Origin of the sequence: Streptomyces sp. BK022 (genome assembly GCF_004217355.1) — a bacterium.
In the GTDB taxonomy this organism is placed as follows: domain Bacteria; phylum Actinomycetota; class Actinomycetes; order Streptomycetales; family Streptomycetaceae; genus Streptomyces; species Streptomyces griseoluteus.
This window is the reverse complement of sequence record NZ_SHKU01000006.1, coordinates 41256-60154: the sequence shown is the minus strand read 5'-3', so window position 1 is coordinate 60154 and position 18899 is coordinate 41256. Positions and strand designations below refer to the sequence as shown.

Below are 18899 nucleotides of genomic sequence, written 5' to 3'. Positions count from 1 at the left end.
GCCCCAACTATGGTGCGGCGCAAGCGGTCCGGCACTTGGCCCACCGGCATTGCGATGTCAGTGACGGGTGCCACAGTGGGGGAGTGGGCACCGCCAGGACAGCACGCGATCGGCAGGCAGGGGGTGAGGGTCGCGCATGACCGGAACCGGTGGGGAGCTGGGCGCCAGGGCCGCGCGTTCGCGCGCGCTGGCCGTGCTGCGGGTGCGCAGCAGGGCGCTGGCCGTGGCGCTGCTGCCCGCGGCCGCCGAGGTGATCCTGCTGACCGGCGCGGCCACCGGCCAGTTCACCGGCCAGGGCTGGGACACGGCCCGCTGGGTGGTGGGCGTCCTCGCGGTGCTGGTGCTGCTGGCGGCCGGCGGCATCGCCCTGGTCGTGGCCCGCGCGCGCCCCGCGGCGAGCCCCACGGTCGCGGTGTCCGAGCGCTCCGCCCCCGACCTGTACCGGATGGTGCGCGACCTGGCCGACCGGCTGGACGTGCCCGCGCCCTCCGCGATAGCGCTCACCCCGGACTGCGACAGCTGGCTCGAGGACCGTACGCACCCGGCGCACGCCCCGCCCGTCACCCGCGCGCATGACGAGCCGGTGGTCCCCGGCGCGCGCCCGGAGCGGCGTCCTGCCGTCCCGGCGCCGGTGCTGGTGATCGGGTCGCCCTTCCTGTGGTGGATGCGGGTCGCGGAACTGCGCGCGGTGCTCGCCCCGGTCGTCGCCGGTACCGGCCCGTCGGCGCAGCCCGACATAGCCGCCGCCCGCCGCTTCGTGCGCGGTCTGGACGCGGCGGTGGCCGTGGCCGACGCGCCGGGCCGCGGCCCGCTGACCCGTGGGGTGTACGCGGCCCTCGGCCGGGTCGCCCGGCTGCTGCTGCGCGGCTGCCGTGAGCATGCCGCGCTGATGGAGCGCGGGGTCGCCACGGCCGCCGCCGAGCGCGCCCAGGCGGTCGACTACGGCCCCCGGATCGCCGCCCAGGAGCAGGTGGGCCTGGCCTACGCGGGCTGGGACCGGCTGCTGACCAAGGTGGCGCTGCCCGCCTGGCGGATGGGCCGCTGGCCGTCCCGGCTGGACGTGGGCGTGGCCGCCGCGCTGACCGAGCTGTCCCGGCGCGACCGGCTGGCCGACGGCTTCGCCGCCCGGCTCGGCGAGCGCCCGGCCTGCGATCTGCTGGAGGAGCCCGGCGTGGTGGACGAGGCGGTCTCCCTGCTCACCGCCCGCCTCTTCCACGGGGGCCCGGCGGAGTCGGGCCCGAGCTGGGCGCCGGTGGACTGGCAGGCGTACCCGGAGGAGGTCGTGGACCGCACCTGGCGCGCGGAGGCGGCCCGGCTGCACCGGGTACTGGACTCCCTGGGCGTCAGCCCCAGCCTGGACCCGGCCACCCCCGACCCCGGCGGCCCGACCCTCGCCCGCGTCCTGGACCACCTCACCGAGCCCGTCGCCGGCACCGCCCCCACGGTCCCGGCGCCCACCGCTCCCCTCGACAACGAAAACGGCGAAGTCGGCGAAGACGACGAAGCGAGCGCAAGCACCCCCGACGGCGCGGACGCCGACCCCGATCCCGCCACCGAGCGCAGTGCCCTCCTCGCGGCCGGCCTCAGCGCGGCCCTCGCCCGCGAGGAGCGCGAGGAGAGCGCCGTACCGCAGGGCGCGAGGGCCCAGGGCCCCGACAGCGCGCTCTGGGAGGACGGCGACCTGCCGCTGTTCCCGCTCCAGCCCCCGCGCACCGGACGCGAACTGCTCGCCGCGCACATCACCGCGATGATCTGCTGCGCCGCCGTCGACACCGCCGGAGCCGCCCCCGGCCTGGACTGGCTGGACGGCCCCACCCTGCTGCTGGACGGCGAGCGCGCCGCCGACCTCACTCCCAAGGTGCTCAGCCTGATCGAGGAGGGCGATCCGGTCCCGCTCCGCGCCTGGCTGGCCGAGTCCGGGATACGGCCGGAGAAGCCGGTCCGGCTGGTCTGAGCCAAGCGGCACAGAAGTCGTCACCGGGTACCAGGAGTCCCGGCCGTCCACCGGTGTAACGGAGCAGCCCCTTCCACTTCAGGCCAATTCACAACGAACAGTGACCGGAGTCGTGCGTTATGTGATGTGCTGGGACCGACACGCACATGGCACGGGCATACGACACACGCCCGCACGGCCGAGCGATCCGGCGCACCGAGCACACCCGAGACGGCAGGCGACGACACCGGGTTCCGGTCCTGGCACCACAGACAACGCCATCTTGGCAACGGGGGACACGAGGGAGGGGGCGTCCATGACCTCGGAGCACATCCGCCGGTGGGAGTCCGGAGCGCTCGCGCACGCCGTCACCGATCCCTTCGGCCTAGGCCCGGTGCCCTGGCTGCGCGGCAGTGAGACCTACTTCGACGACACCGGACACGTGGTGCCCTGGTACGTCGACCCCATCCAGCCGGCCACCGCCCGGTCCCGCCGGCCCGGCGCGCGCGTCCCGGCGCCCCGTTCGGCCGGCCCCGGCCCGCGCTCGGCCGACGACGTGGGCCGCCAGATCAAGGGGTTCGCGTCCACCGGCGCGGTCGCGCCCGGCGAGGCGATCGACTTCCACATCACGGTCGACCCGCCGCAGGAGTTCAGCGTCGACATCTACCGGATCGGCCACTACGCCGGGCACGGCGCCGCGAAGATCACCACCAGCCCCCGGCTCTCCGGCATCGTCCAGTCCGCGCCGCTCGCCGCCGACCGTACGGTCTCCTGCCACCACTGGTGGCTGTCCTGGCGCCTGCAGGTGCCCGCCGAGTGGCGGGTCGGGGCGTACGTCGCGGTCCTCACCACCGCGGACGGCTACCGCTCCCACGTGCCCTTCACGGTCCGCGACGACGAGCCCGCCGACCTGCTCCTGCTACTCCCGGACGTCACCTGGCAGGCGTACAACCTCTATCCCGAGGACGGCCGTACCGGGGCCAGCCTCTACCACGCCTGGGACGAGGAGGGCTCCCTGCTCGGCGAGGCCGACGCCGCCACCACGGTCTCCTTCGACCGCCCCTACGCCGGTGCGGGCCTCCCCCTGCACGTGGGCCACGCCTACGACTTCATCCGCTGGGCCGAGCGCTACGGCTACGACCTCGCCTATGCCGACGCCCGCGATCTGCACGCCGGGCGGATCGACCCCACCCGGTACCGGGGCCTGGTCTTCCCCGGCCACGACGAGTACTGGTCGGCGCCGATGCGGCGGGCGGTGGAGGAGGCCCGCGACCGGGGGACCTCGCTGGTCTTCCTGTCGGCCAACACCATGTACTGGCAGGTGGAGTTGTCCCCCTCCGCGTCCGGGGTGCCGGACCGGCTGCTGACCTGCCGCAAGCGCAAGGGCCCCGGAAAGCCGGTGCTGTGGCGGGAGATCGACCGCCCCGAACAGCAGGTGATCGGCATCCAGTACGCGGGCCGGGTGCCCGAGCCGCATCCGCTGATCGTCCGCAACGCCGGGCACTGGCTGTGGGACGCCACCGGCGCCCAGGAGGGCGACGAGATCGCGGGCCTGGTCGCGGGCGAGGCCGACCGGTACTTCCCGCGCACCGCCCTGCCCGAGCACGAGGAGCGCGTGCTGCTCGCGCACTCCCCCTACACCGACGGCGAGGGCGTCCGGCGCCACCAGGAGACCTCCCTGTACCGCGCCCCCTCCGGCGCCTGGGTCTTCGCCTCCGGCACCTTCGCCTGGTCACCCGCGCTGGACCGGCCGGGCCATGTGGACGCCCGCGTCCAGCGCGCCACCGCCAACCTGCTGGACCGTATCTGCAAGCGGGACTGACCCTGCCACGCGCCCGGTCTCCGGCATACGGGAGAATCGAGGCAGTTGGACAGAACCACGGGGAGGAACCGTGTCCGGATTCGTAGAAAAGCCCGAGCCGATCCAGGTTCCGGGTCTGGTGCACCTGCACACCGGCAAGGTGCGCGATCTGTACCGCGACGAGGCGGGCGACCTCGTGATGGTCGCCAGCGACCGCATCTCCGCGTACGACTGGGTGCTGCCCACCGAGATCCCCGACAAGGGCCGGGTGCTGACCCAGTTGTCCCTGTGGTGGTTCGACCAGCTCCGCGACCTGGCCCCCAACCACGTCATCGGCACCGAGCTGCCCGAGGGCGCCCCGGCCGACTGGGCGGGCCGCACCCTGGTCTGCAAGTCGCTGGACATGGTCCCGGTGGAGGCCGTGGCGCGCGGTTACCTGACCGGCTCGGGCCTCGCGGAGTACCGGGAGTCGCGTACGGTCTGCGGGCTCGCGCTGCCCGAGGGGCTGGTGGACGGCTCGGAGCTGCCCGGCCCGATCTTCACCCCGGCCACCAAGGCCGAGGTCGGCGAGCACGACGAGAACGTGAGTTACGAGGAGGTGGCCCGCCAGGTCGGCGCGGAGACCGCCGCCCAGCTCCGCCAGCTCACCCTCGCGGTGTACGGCCGAGCCCGCGACATCGCCCGTGAGCGGGGGATCGTGCTGGCGGACACCAAGTTCGAGTTCGGCTTCGACGACGGCACCCTGGTCCTCGCCGACGAGGTGCTCACCCCCGACTCGTCGCGCTTCTGGCCGGCCGACACCTGGGAGCCCGGGCACGCCCAGCCGTCGTACGACAAGCAGTTCGTGCGGGACTGGCTGACCGGCCCCGAGTCCGGCTGGGACCGGAAGAGCGAGCAGCCCCCGCCCGCGCTGCCCGGGCAGGTGGTGGAGGCCACCCGCGCCAAGTACATCGAGGCGTACGAGCGCCTGACCGGCACTCGCTGGTCCTAGGACACGAAGAAGCCCCCCGGTGAGAACCGGGGGGCTTCTTCATGGAGCGGACGACGAGGCTCGAACTCGCGACCTCAACCTTGGCAAGGTTGCGCTCTACCAACTGAGCTACGTCCGCAGTGCGCCGTGGCGCGGAGCCAACTATACCCAACCCCGGTCGCGTGCGAGACGCGCCGCGGTGTGCCGGTTCTCCGCGCCCAGCTTGGTGACGGCCGATGAGAGGTAGTTCCGCACCGTCCCCGGGGTGAGCGCGGCCCGCTCGGCGATCTCCGCGACCGGCGCCCCGTCGGCCGCCAGTTCCAGCACCTCGGCCTCCCGCGCGGTCAGCGGGGAGTCGCCGGCGGAGATCGCGTCGGCGGCCAACTCGGGGTCGATGTAGCGGTTTCCGGCGTGCACGGTGCGGATGATCTCGGCGAGGCGTCCGGCGCTGAGCGTCTTCGGCACGAACCCCCGCACCCCGGCCGCGAGCGCGCGCTTCAGGTGGCCCGGCCGCCCGTGCCCGGTCACGATCAGCACCTGGCAGCCGGGCAGTTCGGCCCGCAGGGCTGTGGCGACCCTCACACCGTCGGCGCCCGGCATCTGGAGGTCCAACACCGCCACGTCCGGGGTGTGGGCCCGCGCCATCGCCAGCGCCTCGGGTCCGCTCGCCGCCTCCGCGACGACGGCCAGATCGTCCTCCAGGGAGAGCAGGGCGGCCAGCGCGCCCCGGATCAGATGCTCGTCGTCGGCGAGCAGCAGCCGTACCGGCCCGCTCACGCGGTCACCTCACTCATCGGTACCCGCGCCTGGAGCCGGAACCGGTCCTCGCCCGCGGGGCCCGCCGTCAGCGTGCCCCCGACAGCGGCCAGCCGTTCCCGCAGCCCGGCCAGACCGGAACCGCCGCTGCCGCCCGGTCCGCCGGCGCCGTCGTTCTCCACCGTCAGCACGACATGGTCCTTCCCCGTCACCAGTTCCACCGCGCAGTGCCGCGCGTCCCCGTGCCGCAGCACGTTGGTGGCCGCCTCGCGTACCACCCACGCCAGCGCGGACTGCACCGGCACCGGCAGCACCGCGTCCTCGGCACGCAGCGCCCACTCGATCCCGGCGGCACCCAACACACCCTTCGCTCCCGCCAGTTCGGCGGTCAGATCGGCCTCCCGGTAGCCGCGTACGACCTCGCGCACCTCGCGCTGCGACTCCTGGGCGATGCGCTGGACCTCGATCATCTGCTCCACCGCCTCCGGCCGGCCGCGCCGGGCCAACTGGACGGCCAGCTCGCTCTTCAGGGAGATCACCGACAGGTTCCGGCCCAGGACGTCGTGCAGGTCCCGCCCGAACCGCAGCCGTTCCTCCGCGACCGCGAGGCGCGCCTGGACGTCGCGCGCCCGCTCGGCCTCCCACAGCACCGACAGCGTCCACGCGCCGGTGCGTCCGGCACCCAGCGCGAGCACGACGGCGAAGGCGACGGTGAGCCCGACGCCCAGGACCCCGGCACCGTCGTCCGGCCGGGCCAGCCCGAGCGCGGCGACCAGCACCACGGTGAGCGCCCCGGCCCGGCGCAGATAGACCGCGATCGGCACCAGCAGCGCGTAGGGCTGCCCGAACGCCATCAGCACCGCGCCCACGGCGAGGCGGGCCGTCCAGCTCTCGACGCCGTCCACCGCGGTCAGCGCCACGATCAGCGCGAGAGCGGTACACAGGAGCGCCACCGGGGCCCGGAGCGCCCGGCCGGGCAGCGGGGCCCGGCCGAGGTACTGGTCGAGCGCGGGCCGGGTCAGCCGGTCGGCCGCCGCACACTGCGCGGCGCCCACCACGAGGAGCAGCGCGCCGAGCGCCAGCGGCACCGGCCGGTGCCGCACCCCGCCCATCAGGGGCGTCAGCAGCCAGCTCACCGACAGCAGCCACGGCGTCACGTGCCACATGCCGAGGGTGGTCAGCTCGACCCGCTCCGCCTTGCTCCGCACCCGCCAGTGCCGCTCGCGCAGGGCGCGCACCCGGCCCAGGCCACGGCTCCGGGTTCCCGCGCGGCTCGCGGTCTCCTCCTCCAGCACCAGGCTCCCCCTCCGTGTCAGCGGCGCGGTTCCCAGCGGAACCGGCGCCGCGCGGCGAACACTGCCACGGCCGCCCAGGCCAGCGCCGCCGCCGAGGCACCCAGAGCCTCGTACGCGCTCAGGTGGCCGGTCCAGCCGCCGCGGACCAGGCGGACGGCCGGGGAGAGCGGGAGGAACTCGCAGAGGCGGGCGAGCCGGTCGGGCATGGCCTCGGTCGGGAACATGATGCCGGAGCCGAGCATCGAGGCGAACACCACCGGCAGCGCGGTCACCTGGGCACTCTCCGTGCTCCGGGTGAAGGCGGAGGTCAGCGCGGCCAGGGCGGCGCTGGTGACCAGCCCGGCGAGCAGTCCGAGCAGCGCCAGGTGCGGTGCCCTGGGAGGCCCGACGTGCAGCAGGGCCGCGCAGCCCCCGCAGAGCAGGAGCGCCTGGGCCAGCCCGAGGGCCAGGGCGGGCAGCGCTGTGCCGGTGAGGATCTCGGCGTCGGAGAGTTCGCCGGTCCGCAGCCGCTTGAGGACGAGTTCCTCACGGCGGGCCACGTAGGCGTTGACCAGAGAGGTGTACACGGCGAAGAGGAAGGTGAAGCCGACGGCGGCCGGGAGCATCACCGTACCGGCGGTCAGGCCGAGTCTCTCCAGCTCCAGGCTGCCGATGGCCTGCCGTGCGGTGAAGGGCAGGGTGAGCGGCACGACCAGCGCCGTGAACATCACGCCCTTGTTCCGCCCGAGCAGGGTGAGTTCGGCGCGGGCCAGCGCTCTCAGGCGCCGCAGCGATCCGCTCACCGCTCCCGCCGACAGGGTCACCGCGCTCATGCCGCCGCCTCCCGCTCCCCGGCGATCTGGAGGAACGCCTCCTCCAGTGATGCCGACCGCATGTCCAGACCGTGCAGTTCGACCCCGGACCGCTCCGCCCAGGCGAGCACCCCGGTGGCCGTCCGCTGGAGCTCGCGGGTGCTGAGCCGGACGGTGCGGCCGCTGATCTCGTGGGCGCAGACGCCGAGTTCGGCCAGCGGGGGCAGGTCGCCGGCGAAGTACCCCGTGGGCAGCCGGAAGGAGATGCCGGCCGGGCGGTCCGCGGTGACCTCGGCGGGGGTGCCGGAGGCGGCGATGCGGCCCTCGTGCAGGATCGCCAGCCGGTCGGCCAGGTCCTCCGCCTCCTCCAGGTAGTGCGTGGTGAGCAGCACGGTGGTGCCCTCGTCGCGCAGCGAGCGCACCAACTCCCAGGTGTCCCGTCGCCCTTCGGCGTCCAGCCCGGTCGTCGGCTCGTCCAGGAACAGCACTTCGGGGTCGCCGAGCAGCGCGAGCGCCAGATCAAGCCGCCGCCGCTCACCACCGGACAACTGCTTGACGCGTACGCCGCTCCGCCCGGTGAGGCCGACCCGGCCCAGGGCCTCCGCCTCGGGTCGGGCACCGCTGGTGCACCGCGCCCACATGCGCGCGGTCTCGGCGACGGTCAGGTCGGAGGGGAAGCCGCCCTCCTGCAGCATGACGCCGGTGCGCGGCCGTACGGCGGCCCGCTCGGCGTGGGGATCGTGCCCGAGCACCCGCACCCGGCCCCCGGCCGGTGCCGCGAGGCCCTCCAGCAGTTCGACGGTGGAGGTCTTCCCCGCACCGTTGGTGCCGAGCAGGGCGAAGATCTCGGCGCGGGCCACGGAGAAGGTGATGCCGCGTACGGCCTCGAATCCGGAGCCGTAGACCCGCCGCAGGCCGGTGACCTCGATCACAGGGTCGTGTGGGTTGCTGTCCATGACCTCAGCGTCCCGGCGTTCCGGGCGGCCGGGCAGTGCGCGATGTCATCGGCCCGCATGACAAATGTCAGCCTCACGACGGCATGCAAAAGGCCCCGGTCCGAAGACCGGGGCCTTTTCGCTGAGCGGACGACGAGGCTCGAACTCGCGACCTCAACCTTGGCAAGGTTGCGCTCTACCAACTGAGCTACGTCCGCACTGCTCCCGACCGGCTCCCACCGATCGGTGCGAGCACCAGCCTACCTGATCCAAAAGGATGGTCATGACCGGTGCCAGAGCGGGTGACAGGAATCGCACACTGCGCCTCCCCCCTGGAAGGGGGGTGTTCTACTACTGAACTACACCCGCACGCTCCGTGGGTTTCGGCCTCTCGGCCTTGCCCCTCGGCGTGAGCCAGACATTAGCCGATCAGCAGGGGGGTTGCGCAAGTCGGGTCCGTGCGGGGGCAGGTGAACGAGTCTCAGCGCGCCGGGTCCAGGCCCCGGGGGGTGAGGCCCTACGGGCTCAGCGGGCCTCGCTGAACGCCTCGTAGACCTTCTTGGGGATACGGCCGCGGGCGGGCACGTCCATCTTGTTCGCCTGGGCCCAGGCGCGGATGGCCGACGGGTCGGGGGCGACCTCGGTCTGCCGGTACGCCTTGCCGGACCGGGCGCGCTTGCGGCCGGCCTCCACGTAGGGCGCGAGCGCCTTGCGCAGTTTCTTGGCGTTGGTTTCGTTCAGGTCGATCTCGTACGACTTGCCGTCGAGTCCGAAGGCGATCGTTTCCGCCGCTTCCGAGCCGTCGATGTCGTCGAAGAGCGTGACCACGACCTTTTGCGCCACGGATATCGGTCCCTTCGTGCGGCACGTCGGTACCGGTCTTCAGCCGGCAATGACGTGCCGAGTATCGGCTATTGCCAATTCATTTGTACAGTGCGCGCCAATGAAATGGGAAGCCCTACTGAATACCTCCGCGTGTCCGGACTCAATAGGCATCGCCAGTGGCCCGCAGAACTTTCCCAGAAATTTTCGCCGGGGCCGGTCTTCGACACCCGATCGTGACGCCGCTCACGTAGAAACCTCCAACTCTACCCGCGTAGAAATTTTGTACGGGTAGTCTGAAGGAACCTGCTCAGCACCACACACCGGGAGTGCCAGTGGCACGCGTCGTAGTCGACGTCATGCTCAAGCCGGAGATCCTCGACCCCCAGGGCCAGGCGGTCCAGCGTGCGCTGCCGCGCCTGGGTTTCGCGGGGATCTCGGACGTCCGTCAGGGAAAGCGATTCGAGCTGGAAGTGGAGGGGCCGGTCGACGAGGCCGCGCTCGCCCGCATCCATGAGCTGGCGGAATCCTTCCTCGCCAACACCGTGATCGAAGACTTCACCGTGAAGGTGGAGGAAGTGGCGGGGGCCGCCGAGTGACCGCTCGTATTGGTGTCGTCACATTTCCGGGAAGTCTCGACGACCGTGACACCCGGCGCGCGATCACCCTCGCCGGCGCCGAACCCGTGGCCCTCTGGCACAAGGACAAGGACCTGGGGCAGGTCGACGCCGTGGTGCTGCCCGGCGGTTTCTCCTACGGCGACTATCTGCGCGCCGGGGCGATCTCCCGCTTCTCGCCGGTGATGGAGTCCGTCATCGAGCAGGCGAAGGCCGGCCTTCCGGTCCTCGGTATCTGCAACGGCTTCCAGGTCCTCACCGAGGCGCACCTGCTGCCCGGCGGGATGCTCGGCAACGACCACCTCCACTTCATCTGCCGCGACCAGAAGCTGCGGGTGGAGAACGCGGGGACGGCCTGGACCGGCGACTACCGCCAGGGCCAGGAGATCCACATCCCGCTGAAGAACATGGACGGCCGGTACGTCGCCGACGAGTACACGCTCGACAAGCTGGAGGCGGAGGGCCGGGTCGTCTTCCGCTACCTGGACGTCAACCCCAACGGCTCGCTGCGCGACATCGCCGGCATCACCAACGAGGCCGGGAACGTGGTCGGCCTCATGCCGCACCCCGAGCACGCCGTCGAGCCGCTGATCGGAACCGGCCGCACCGATGGCCTCCCGTTCTTCACCTCGATCCTGAAGAAGCTGGTCAACGCATGAGCCGGACGCCTCTGGACACGGTCGACAACGCGGCCGCGACCCCCGACGTCGAGCTGCCCTGGGCCGAACTGGGCCTGAAGAAGGACGAGTACGAGCGCGTGGTCGAGATCCTCGGCCGCCGCCCGACCGGCGCCGAACTCGCCATGTACTCGGTCATGTGGTCCGAGCACTGCTCGTACAAGTCCTCCAAGGTCCACCTGCGCCAGTTCGGCGAGAAGGCGCCCCACTCGGACGCCATGCTCGTCGGCATCGGTGAGAACGCCGGTGTGGTGGACGTCGGCCAGGGTTACGCGGTCACCTTCAAGGTCGAGTCGCACAACCACCCCTCCTACGTCGAGCCCTACCAGGGCGCGGCCACGGGCGTCGGCGGCATCGTCCGCGACATCATCGCGATGGGCGCCCGCCCGGTCGCGGTCGTGGACCCGCTGCGCTTCGGCGCCGCGGACCACCCCGACACCAAGCGCGTGCTGCCCGGCGTGGTCGCCGGCATCGGCGGCTACGGCAACTGCCTGGGTCTGCCCAACATCGGCGGTGAGGTCGTCTTCGACGCCTGCTACCAGGGCAACCCGCTGGTCAACGCCGGTGCCATCGGCGTCATGCGGCACGAGGACATCCACCTGGCCAAGGCGTCCGGCGCCGGCAACAAGGTCATCCTCTACGGCGCCCGCACCGGCGGCGACGGCATCGGCGGCGCGTCGATCCTCGCCTCGGAGACCTTCGACGACGCCAAGCCCTCCAAGCGCCCCGCGGTGCAGGTCGGCGACCCCTTCCAGGAGAAGCTCCTCATCGAGTGCACCCTGGAGGCGTTCCGGGAGAAGCTCGTCGTCGGCATCCAGGACCTCGGTGCGGCGGGCCTGTCCTGCGCGACGAGCGAGCTGGCCTCCAACGGCTCCGGAGGCATGAGCGTCACCCTGGACGACGTACCGCTGCGCGACTCCACGCTCTCGCCCGAGGAGATCCTCATGAGCGAGTCGCAGGAACGCATGTGCGCGGTGGTCGAGCCGGAGAAGGTCGACCGCTTCCTGGAGATCTGCGAGAAGTGGGACGTCATCGCCACCGTCATCGGTGAGGTCACCGACGGCGACCGGCTGGAGATCTTCTGGCACGGGGAGAAGATCGTCGACGTCGACCCGCGCACGGTCGCCCACGACGGCCCGGTCTACGAGCGTCCCTACGCCCGCCCCGACTGGCAGGACGCCCTCCAGGCCGACGACGCGAACAAGCTGCCCCGCCCGGCCACCGCCGGGGAACTGCGCGAGCAGGTCCTGAAGCTGGTCGCGTCGCCCAACCAGGCGTCGAAGAAGTGGATCACCTCGCAGTACGACCACTTCGTGCAGGGCAACACCGTCCTCGCCCAGCCGGAGGACTCCGGCATGATCCGCGTGGACGAGGAGACCGGCCTCGGCGTCGCGATCGCCACCGACGGCAACGGCCGCTACGCCAAGCTCGACCCCTACACCGGGGCGCAGCTCGCGCTGGCCGAGGCGTACCGGAACGTGGCGACGACCGGTGCCAAGCCGCTCGCCGTCTCCGACTGCCTGAACTTCGGCTCGCCCGAGGACCCGGCCGTGATGTGGCAGTTCGCGGAGGCCGTGCGCGGTCTGGCGGACGGCTGCCTCCAGCTCGGCACCCCGGTGACCGGCGGCAACGTCTCGCTGTACAACCAGACCGGTGAGGCCGCCATCCACCCGACCCCGGTGGTCGCGGTCCTCGGCGTCATCGACGACGTGGCCCGGCGCACCCCGGTCGCCTTCCAGGAGGAGGGCCAGCTCCTCTACCTGCTGGGCGACACCTCCGAGGAGTTCGGCGGCTCGGCCTGGTCCCAGGTCGTCCACGACCATCTCGGCGGGCTGCCCCCGAAGGTCGACCTGGAGCGGGAGCGGCTGCTGGCCGAGATCCTGATCTCCGCCTCCCGCGACGGCATGATCGACTCCGCGCACGACCTCTCCGACGGCGGTCTGATCCAGGCCGTGGTCGAGTCGGCGCTGCTCGGGGAGAAGGGCGCGCGGCTGATCGTCCCGGACGGTCTGGACGCGTTCACCTTCCTCCTGTCGGAGTCGGCGGGCCGCGCGCTCGTCGCCGTGCCGCGCTCGGAGGAGCTGCGCTTCACCGACATGTGCGGCGCGCGGGGCCTCCCGGCCACGCGTATCGGTGTCGTCGACGGCGCCGAGTCCGACGCGAACGCGGTGATCGACATCCAGGGCGAGTTCACCCTCTCCCTGGCCGAGCTGCGCGAGGCGCACGAGAACACGATCCCGGCGCTGCTGGCGTGACCACCGCGGACGGCCTCCGCCCCAACCGGGCGGGGGCCGTCCCGGCATAGGGTCGCTCCATGCCTCCGGCCAAGAAGCGTGCCCGCAAGTACGACCCCCTCCGGACCCGTGCCGCCGTGCTCGCGCAGCTCGGCGCGGTGCGGGAGGCCGTGGAGGGGCTCGATCCCGGTGAACTCGCCCTGTCCACGCGGCGGGAGGGGATGACCGTGCGGGACCTGGCCGCGCAGGTCGCCGCGTCCGTCGTCGCCGTGCGGCAGGCGGTGGAGCGGCCGGCCCGGTTCAAGCAGACGCTGCCGCTCGCGGAGTGGCCGCTCGGCAGGGCCGTCGCCTTCACCCCCGTGCCGCTCGATCTCGGCGCCGCCGAGGACGATCTGCGGGCCCTGCTGGCCGACCATCCGGGCAGCCCGCTGGTGGACACCGGTGCCGGGGTGCTGCCGCTCAACGAGTACCTGGTCACCCGGGCCGTCGAGCTGGTCCTCGCCGCCGACGACCTGTCCGGCGCGGTGCCCGGACTCGAGGTTCCGCTGGACCGGCACGCCCTGGCCGCGGCGACCCGGCTGCTCGCCGACGCCCTCGCCGTGAAGGCACCCGGCGGCTCCACCGAGGTGCGGGTGCCGCCGTACGCGGTGGTGCAGTGCGTCGAGGGGCCGAGACACACACGGGGAACGCCGCCCAACGTGGTCGAGACCGGCCCGCTCACCTGGGTCCGCCTCGCCACCGGCCGCCTGGCCTGGGCGGACGCCGTCGCGCGGGCCGAGGTGAGCGCCAGCGGGGAACGCGCCGACCTCTCCGGGCTGCTGCCACTCGGCGGATAGCGGGGAACCCTGGCTGCGCCGCGCGCGTCGCAGGGGTATGGACCGGCACACGCAGCGCATGACACTGACCGTGGCCGCCGCGCTCGTACCGCTCGCGGTGGCCTGTGGGAACGACAGCGCCGACACCGGCAGCGGCTCGGTGGCCCCGGCGCCGAAGCTCGCCGGCACCGCCTGGCGGGTGGACAGCGTCACCGAGGGCGACACCACGCACCGCGCCCCCGCGGCCGCCCGCATCCGCATCGACGACGACGGCCGCGCGACCGGCAACCTCGGCTGCAACACCTTCTCCGCGCCCACCACCATCGACGGGGGCCGGATCGACTTCGGCACCCTGCGCACGACCCGCATGGCCTGCGACGCACCCCGGATGACCTTCGAACGCGCGCTGACCCGCGCCCTCAACTCCGGTGCGCTGACCGCCCGTACCGACGACGGCGCGCTCACCCTCACCACGGGCGGCGGCGAGCGCGTCCAGCTCACGCCGAGCGGGTCCGAATGATGTGCGACAACTCACTCAGGACGGCCCCCAGAGGCTCCGGAAGCGCTCACCTGAGCTGCGGACACCCCCGACCCGGAGCGGGGTCACCTCTCTGACCTGCGCAAACGTAGAATCCGCCAAAGTGATCGCGAGTCCGGGTTCGGCGGGGGCCACATATCCCCAATTCGGCCCAGCGGTCGGCCTCGCCTACACTCGGAAACGTGCCACGTGGTGACGGTCGACTCAATCACGATCTGCTTCCCGGCGAAAAAGGCCCCCAGGACGCTTGCGGCGTCTTCGGTGTCTGGGCGCCGGGTGAAGAGGTCGCAAAGCTCACGTACTTCGGGCTCTACGCCCTCCAGCACCGGGGTCAGGAATCCGCGGGAATCGCGGTCAGCAATGGCTCCCAGATCCTCGTCTTCAAGGACATGGGCCTGGTCTCCCAGGTCTTCGACGAAACCTCGCTCGGTTCGCTCCAGGGTCATATCGCGGTCGGTCACGCCCGCTACTCGACCACCGGAGCCTCCGTGTGGGAGAACGCCCAGCCGACGTTCCGCGCCACCGCGCACGGTTCGATCGCGCTCGGCCACAACGGCAACCTGGTCAACACCGCCCAGCTGGCGGAGATGGTCGCCGACCTGCCCAAGGACACCAACGGCCGCTCCACCCGGGTCGCGGCCACCAACGACACCGACCTGCTGACGGCGCTCCTGGCCGCGCAGGTCGACAAGGACGGCAAGCCGCTGACCATCGAGGAGGCCGCCCACGCGGTGCTCCCCGAGGTCAGGGGCGCCTTCAGCCTCGTCTTCATGGACGAGCACACCCTGTACGCCGCCCGTGACCCGCAGGGCATCCGCCCGCTGGTCCTCGGCCGGCTGGAGCGCGGCTGGGTGGTCGCCTCCGAGTCCGCCGCGCTCGACATCTGCGGCGCGTCCTACGTCCGGGAGATCGAGCCGGGCGAGTTCATCGCCATCGACGAGAACGGCCTGCGCACCTCCCGCTTCGCGGAAGCGAAGCCCAAGGGCTGTGTCTTCGAGTACGTGTACCTGGCCCGCCCGGACACCGACATCGCCGGCCGGAACGTGTATCTGTCCCGCGTCGAGATGGGCCGCCGCCTGGCCAAGGAGGCGCCCGCCGAGGCCGACCTGGTCATAGCGACGCCGGAGTCCGGCACCCCGGCCGCGATCGGGTACGCCGAGGCGTCCGGCATCCCCTTCGGCAACGGCCTGGTGAAGAACGCCTACGTCGGCCGGACCTTCATCCAGCCCTCGCAGACGATCCGCCAGCTCGGCATCCGGCTGAAGCTGAACCCGCTCAAGGAAGTCATCAAGGGCAAGCGCCTGGTCGTCGTGGACGACTCCATCGTGCGCGGCAACACCCAGCGGGCCCTGGTCCGCATGCTGCGCGAGGCGGGCGCCGCCGAGGTCCACATCCGGATCTCCTCGCCCCCGGTGAAGTGGCCCTGCTTCTTCGGCATCGACTTCGCCACCCGCGCCGAGCTGATCGCCAACGGCATGACGATCGAGGAGATCGGCACCAGCCTGGGCGCCGACTCGCTCGCCTACATCTCCATCGACGGCATGATCGAGGCGACCACCATCGCCAAGCCGGACCTGTGCCGCGCCTGTTTCGACGGTGAGTACCCGATGGACCTGCCCGACCCCGAGCTGCTCGGCAAGCAGCTGCTGGAGACCGAGCTGGCGGCCGGGCCCGCCACCACTGCCGCGGCCGACGCCATCCGGCGTCCCTGAGCTGCGCCGTCCGAGCCGTACGACAGGAAAGTTCTCTCAAGCATGTCCTCTGAGACCACGGGCGCCAGCTACGCGAGCGCGGGCGTCGACATCGAGGCGGGCGACCGCGCCGTCGAGCTGATGAAGGAGTGGGTGAGGAAGACCCGCCGCCCCGAGGTCCTCGGCGGCATCGGCGGCTTCGCCGGCCTCTTCGACGCCTCCGCCCTCAAGCGCTACGAGCGCCCGCTGCTGGCCTCCGCCACGGACGGGGTCGGCACCAAGGTCGACATCGCCCGCCGTCTCGGCGTCTACGACACCATCGGACACGACCTGGTCGCCATGGTCATGGACGACATCGTGGTGTGCGGCGCCGAGCCGCTGTTCATGACCGACTACATCTGTGTCGGCAAGGTCCACCCCGAGCGGGTCGCCGCGATCGTGAAGGGCATCGCGGAGGGCTGTGTCCTCGCCGGGTGCGCCCTGGTGGGCGGCGAGACCGCCGAGCACCCCGGTCTGCTCGGCCCGGACGACTTCGACGTGGCCGGCGCCGGCACCGGCGTGGTGGAGGCCGACCGGCTGCTGGGCCCCGACCGCATCCGCTCCGGTGACGTGGTGATCGCCATGGCGTCCTCCGGGCTTCACTCCAACGGGTACTCCCTGGTCCGCCACGTCCTGCTGGAGCGGGCCGGGCTGGCGCTGGAGAGCGAGATCGCGGAGCTGGGCCGGACGCTCGGCGAGGAGCTGCTGGAGCCCACGAAGATCTACTCCCTGGACTGCCTGGCGCTGACCCGCACCACCGAGGTGCACGCCTTCTCGCACATCACCGGCGGCGGCCTCGCGGCCAACCTGGCCCGCGTGATCCCGGACGGGCTGTACGCCACCGTGGACCGCTCCACGTGGACGCCGGGCCCGGTCTTCGACCTGGTCGGCCGCAGCGGCGACGTGGCCCGGCTGGAGCTGGAGAAGACGCTGAACATGGGCGTCGGCATGATGGCCGTCGTCCCCGCGGAGTCCGCCGAGGCGGCGCTGACCACGCTGGCCGACCGGGGTGTCGAGGCGTGGGTGGCCGGCACGATCGCGGAGCGCGGCGAGCAGGAGAGCGCCGCCGGTCTCGTCGGCGACTACGCGGTCTAGCGCGGCCGCCGGCCGGTCTCCGGACAGCACAGAAGCCGGTCGGTGGCAGTGCCACCGACCGGTCTTCCGCTGTTCATGCTCAGTGCAAGGTCAAGCGCCGCGACGGTGCTGTGAGGGACCGTCGTCCTCGTCCTCGTCGTCGTCCTCATAGAGGTCGGCGTAACGGGAGTAGAGGTCTTCCTCATCGTCCTCATCGTCTTCGAACGGCTCGCTGTTCGGCGGCTGGTTCGAAGTCGATGCGCCCAGTTCACTGGCCAGACGCGACAGATCAGTCCCACCGCTGTTGTACTTCAGCTGGCGGGCGACCTTCGTCTGCTTGGCCTTGGCCCGGCCGCGCCCCATGGCTCGACCCCCTCGGTGACGGGGCTCAACGGCCCCAGAGTCTGACACGCGTTCATGATCCGAAACGGACTCCCCGCAGAGAGGCCGGTCCGTAGGGCTTCCACGGTACCTGAGCCCGCGCCCATACGGTACGTCGCCCGCAGCACGCGCGTGTGCACAGGACCCACGAGGAGCCCTGTCCTCGCTGGTCAATGGCGATTTTAACCACTTATCGGGGTACGACCCGCCGACGGAAGTGACAGTTCTCTCCAAGTTGCCCCCGGCGGGTACCGCCGGGGGCCTCGGGCGCCCACCCGCAGGCGGGCGGGACAAGATCGCCGGGTTCGCGTTCCCCCGGCGTGTCGGTCAGCGCGAGGCGCGCGCGTCGGCCATCCGCTGCTCGGCGATCCGGTCGGCCGCCGCGGCGGGCGGGACCCCGTCCGACTTCGCACGTGCGAAGATCGACAGCGTGGTGTCGAAGATCTTCGCCGCCTTCGCCCGGCACCGCTCGAAGTCGAAGCCGTGCAGCTCGTCGGCGACCTGGATGACCCCGCCGGCGTTCACCACGTAGTCCGGCGCGTAGAGGATGCCCCGGTCCTCAAGGTCCTTCTCCACGCCGGGGTGGGCGAGCTGGTTGTTGGCGGCGCCGCACACCACGGAGGCGGTGAGCGCCGGCACCGTGTGGTCGTCCAGCGCCCCGCCGAGCGCGCAGGGGGCGTAGATGTCGAGCCCCTCCAGCCGGATCAGCGTCTCGGTGTCCGCGACCCGGCGCACGGCGGGGTGGGCCTCGACGATCCGGTCCACGGCCTCGCCGCGGACGTCGGTCACCACGACCCGGGCGCCCTCCGCGAGCAGATGCCCGACCAGATGCCGGCCGACCTTGCCGACGCCCGCGATGCCGACCAGCCGGTCCCGCAGCGAGGGGTCGCCCCACAGGTGCTGGGCGGAGGCGCGCATGCCCTGGTAGACGCCGAAGGCGGTGAGCACCGAGGAGTCGCCGGCGCCGCCCTGCTCGGGGGAGCGGCCGGTGGTCCAGCGGCACTCGCGGGCCACCACGTCCATGTCGGCGACATAGGTGCCGACGTCGCACGCGGTGACGTAGCGGCCGCCGAGCGAGGCGACCATGCGGCCGTAGGCGAGCAGCAGCTCCTCCGTGCGGTCCCGCGCGGGGTCGCCGATGATCACGGCCTTGCCGCCGCCGTGGTCGAGCCCGGCCATGGCGTTCTTGTACGACATCCCGCGCGCGAGCTGGAGCGCGTCGGCCACGGCCGCCGCCTCGTTCGGGTACGGGTGGAAGCGGGTGCCGCCGAGCGCGGGGCCCAGGGCGGTGGAGTGGATGGCGATGACGGCCTTCAGGCCGGTGGCGCGGTCCTGGCAGAGCACGACCTGCTCATGGCCGCCCTGGTCCGAGTGGAACAGGGTGTGCAGGACATCTGCGGTGACGCCGGTTACCTCGGTCACTGTGGTGACTCCTGTGGAAGAAGCGGCGGGCGGGGCCGGAGCCCCTGGGGGTTCCCCCACACTTTTGGTGGCGGGGGAGGCGGCGGGGTGCTGCCACGCGGCGGTTGG

Annotated in this window: 17 protein-coding genes and 3 tRNA genes; 10 read left to right on the top strand and 10 right to left on the bottom strand. The window is 72.3% G+C overall.

Annotation, left to right across the window (positions count from 1 at the left end):
- Positions 1-136 precede the first annotated feature (136 nt).
- The 3 genes from EV284_RS24005 (at position 137) to EV284_RS23995 (ending at position 4725) form a co-directional block, all read left to right on the top strand.
- Positions 137-1954, top strand: coding sequence for a hypothetical protein (locus tag EV284_RS24005; RefSeq protein ID WP_130337599.1), 1818 nt, complete (start codon positions 137-139; stop codon positions 1952-1954).
- Between the two features lie 295 nt (positions 1955-2249).
- Positions 2250-3755, top strand: coding sequence for a N,N-dimethylformamidase beta subunit family domain-containing protein (locus tag EV284_RS24000; RefSeq protein ID WP_130337597.1), 1506 nt, complete (start codon positions 2250-2252; stop codon positions 3753-3755).
- 70 nt (positions 3756-3825) lie between these two features.
- Positions 3826-4725, top strand: coding sequence for a phosphoribosylaminoimidazolesuccinocarboxamide synthase (locus EV284_RS23995; RefSeq protein WP_130337595.1), 900 nt, complete (start codon positions 3826-3828; stop codon positions 4723-4725).
- 42 nt (positions 4726-4767) lie between these two features.
- Here the strand turns inward: EV284_RS23995 and EV284_RS23990 are convergent.
- The 8 genes from EV284_RS23990 to EV284_RS23955 form a co-directional block, all read right to left on the bottom strand.
- Positions 4768-4843: transfer RNA gene (locus EV284_RS23990), tRNA-Gly, on the bottom strand.
- Positions 4844-4866: 23 nt separating this feature from the next.
- Entirely contained in the window at positions 4867-5481 is a 615-nt protein-coding gene (locus EV284_RS23985; RefSeq protein WP_130337593.1) for a response regulator transcription factor, read from the bottom strand.
- Complete coding sequence (locus tag EV284_RS23980) at positions 5478-6755, bottom strand: histidine kinase (protein WP_242625807.1); 1278 nt, start codon at positions 6753-6755, stop codon at positions 5478-5480. The genes EV284_RS23985 and EV284_RS23980 overlap by 4 nt, the downstream gene beginning before the upstream one ends.
- A gap of 17 nt (positions 6756-6772) precedes the next feature.
- Positions 6773-7567 (bottom strand): ABC transporter permease, encoded by a 795-nt coding sequence (locus EV284_RS23975; RefSeq protein ID WP_130337591.1) that lies wholly within the window; start codon positions 7565-7567, stop codon positions 6773-6775.
- Positions 7564-8502 carry an ABC transporter ATP-binding protein gene (locus EV284_RS23970; protein ID WP_130337589.1) on the bottom strand — a complete coding sequence of 313 codons (939 nt, stop codon included), beginning with the start codon at positions 8500-8502 and terminating at the stop codon, positions 7564-7566. Before EV284_RS23970 ends, EV284_RS23975 begins: the two co-directional genes overlap by 4 nt.
- A gap of 124 nt (positions 8503-8626) precedes the next feature.
- Positions 8627-8699: transfer RNA gene (locus EV284_RS23965), tRNA-Gly, on the bottom strand.
- A 79-nt stretch (positions 8700-8778) separates the two neighbouring features.
- Positions 8779-8850: transfer RNA gene (locus EV284_RS23960), tRNA-Gly, on the bottom strand.
- A 156-nt stretch (positions 8851-9006) separates the two neighbouring features.
- On the bottom strand, positions 9007-9324 hold the full coding sequence (locus tag EV284_RS23955; protein WP_030816899.1) for an Lsr2 family protein: 318 nt from the start codon (positions 9322-9324) through the stop codon (positions 9007-9009).
- A gap of 314 nt (positions 9325-9638) precedes the next feature.
- Here EV284_RS23955 and purS point away from each other — a divergent pair, with 314 nt between their 5' ends.
- From purS to purM, 7 genes are all read left to right on the top strand, one after another.
- Positions 9639-9902: a phosphoribosylformylglycinamidine synthase subunit PurS gene (gene purS / locus EV284_RS23950; protein WP_130337587.1), complete on the top strand. Its 264-nt coding sequence runs from the start codon at positions 9639-9641 to the stop codon at positions 9900-9902.
- On the top strand, positions 9899-10579 hold the full coding sequence (gene purQ, locus EV284_RS23945) for a phosphoribosylformylglycinamidine synthase subunit PurQ (protein ID WP_130337585.1): 681 nt from the start codon (positions 9899-9901) through the stop codon (positions 10577-10579). Before purS ends, purQ begins: the two co-directional genes overlap by 4 nt.
- The gene (gene purL, locus EV284_RS23940; RefSeq protein ID WP_130337583.1) at positions 10576-12852 is read left to right on the top strand and encodes a phosphoribosylformylglycinamidine synthase subunit PurL; all 2277 of its coding nucleotides are present in this window, start codon (positions 10576-10578) and stop codon (positions 12850-12852) included. The genes purQ and purL overlap by 4 nt, the downstream gene beginning before the upstream one ends.
- A 59-nt stretch (positions 12853-12911) precedes the next feature.
- On the top strand, positions 12912-13667 hold the full coding sequence (locus tag EV284_RS23935) for a sterol carrier family protein (protein ID WP_130337581.1): 756 nt from the start codon (positions 12912-12914) through the stop codon (positions 13665-13667).
- Positions 13668-13725: 58 nt separating this feature from the next.
- On the top strand, positions 13726-14166 hold the full coding sequence (locus tag EV284_RS23930; protein WP_242625806.1) for an META domain-containing protein: 441 nt from the start codon (positions 13726-13728) through the stop codon (positions 14164-14166).
- 200 nt (positions 14167-14366) lie between these two features.
- The gene (gene purF / locus EV284_RS23925; RefSeq protein WP_130337577.1) at positions 14367-15896 is read left to right on the top strand and encodes an amidophosphoribosyltransferase; all 1530 of its coding nucleotides are present in this window, start codon (positions 14367-14369) and stop codon (positions 15894-15896) included.
- 42 nt (positions 15897-15938) lie between these two features.
- Positions 15939-17009, top strand: coding sequence for a phosphoribosylformylglycinamidine cyclo-ligase (purM, locus tag EV284_RS23920; RefSeq protein ID WP_130337575.1), 1071 nt, complete (start codon positions 15939-15941; stop codon positions 17007-17009).
- A 90-nt stretch (positions 17010-17099) separates the two neighbouring features.
- Here the strand turns inward: purM and EV284_RS23915 are convergent, their stop codons facing one another.
- Together EV284_RS23915 and EV284_RS23910 are read right to left on the bottom strand one after the other, a co-directional pair.
- The gene (locus EV284_RS23915) at positions 17100-17351 is read right to left on the bottom strand and encodes a DUF3073 domain-containing protein (RefSeq protein ID WP_030816885.1); all 252 of its coding nucleotides are present in this window, start codon (positions 17349-17351) and stop codon (positions 17100-17102) included.
- Between the two features lie 345 nt (positions 17352-17696).
- Positions 17697-18791 (bottom strand): Glu/Leu/Phe/Val dehydrogenase dimerization domain-containing protein, encoded by a 1095-nt coding sequence (locus tag EV284_RS23910; RefSeq protein ID WP_130337573.1) that lies wholly within the window; start codon positions 18789-18791, stop codon positions 17697-17699.
- Positions 18792-18899 lie beyond the last annotated feature (108 nt).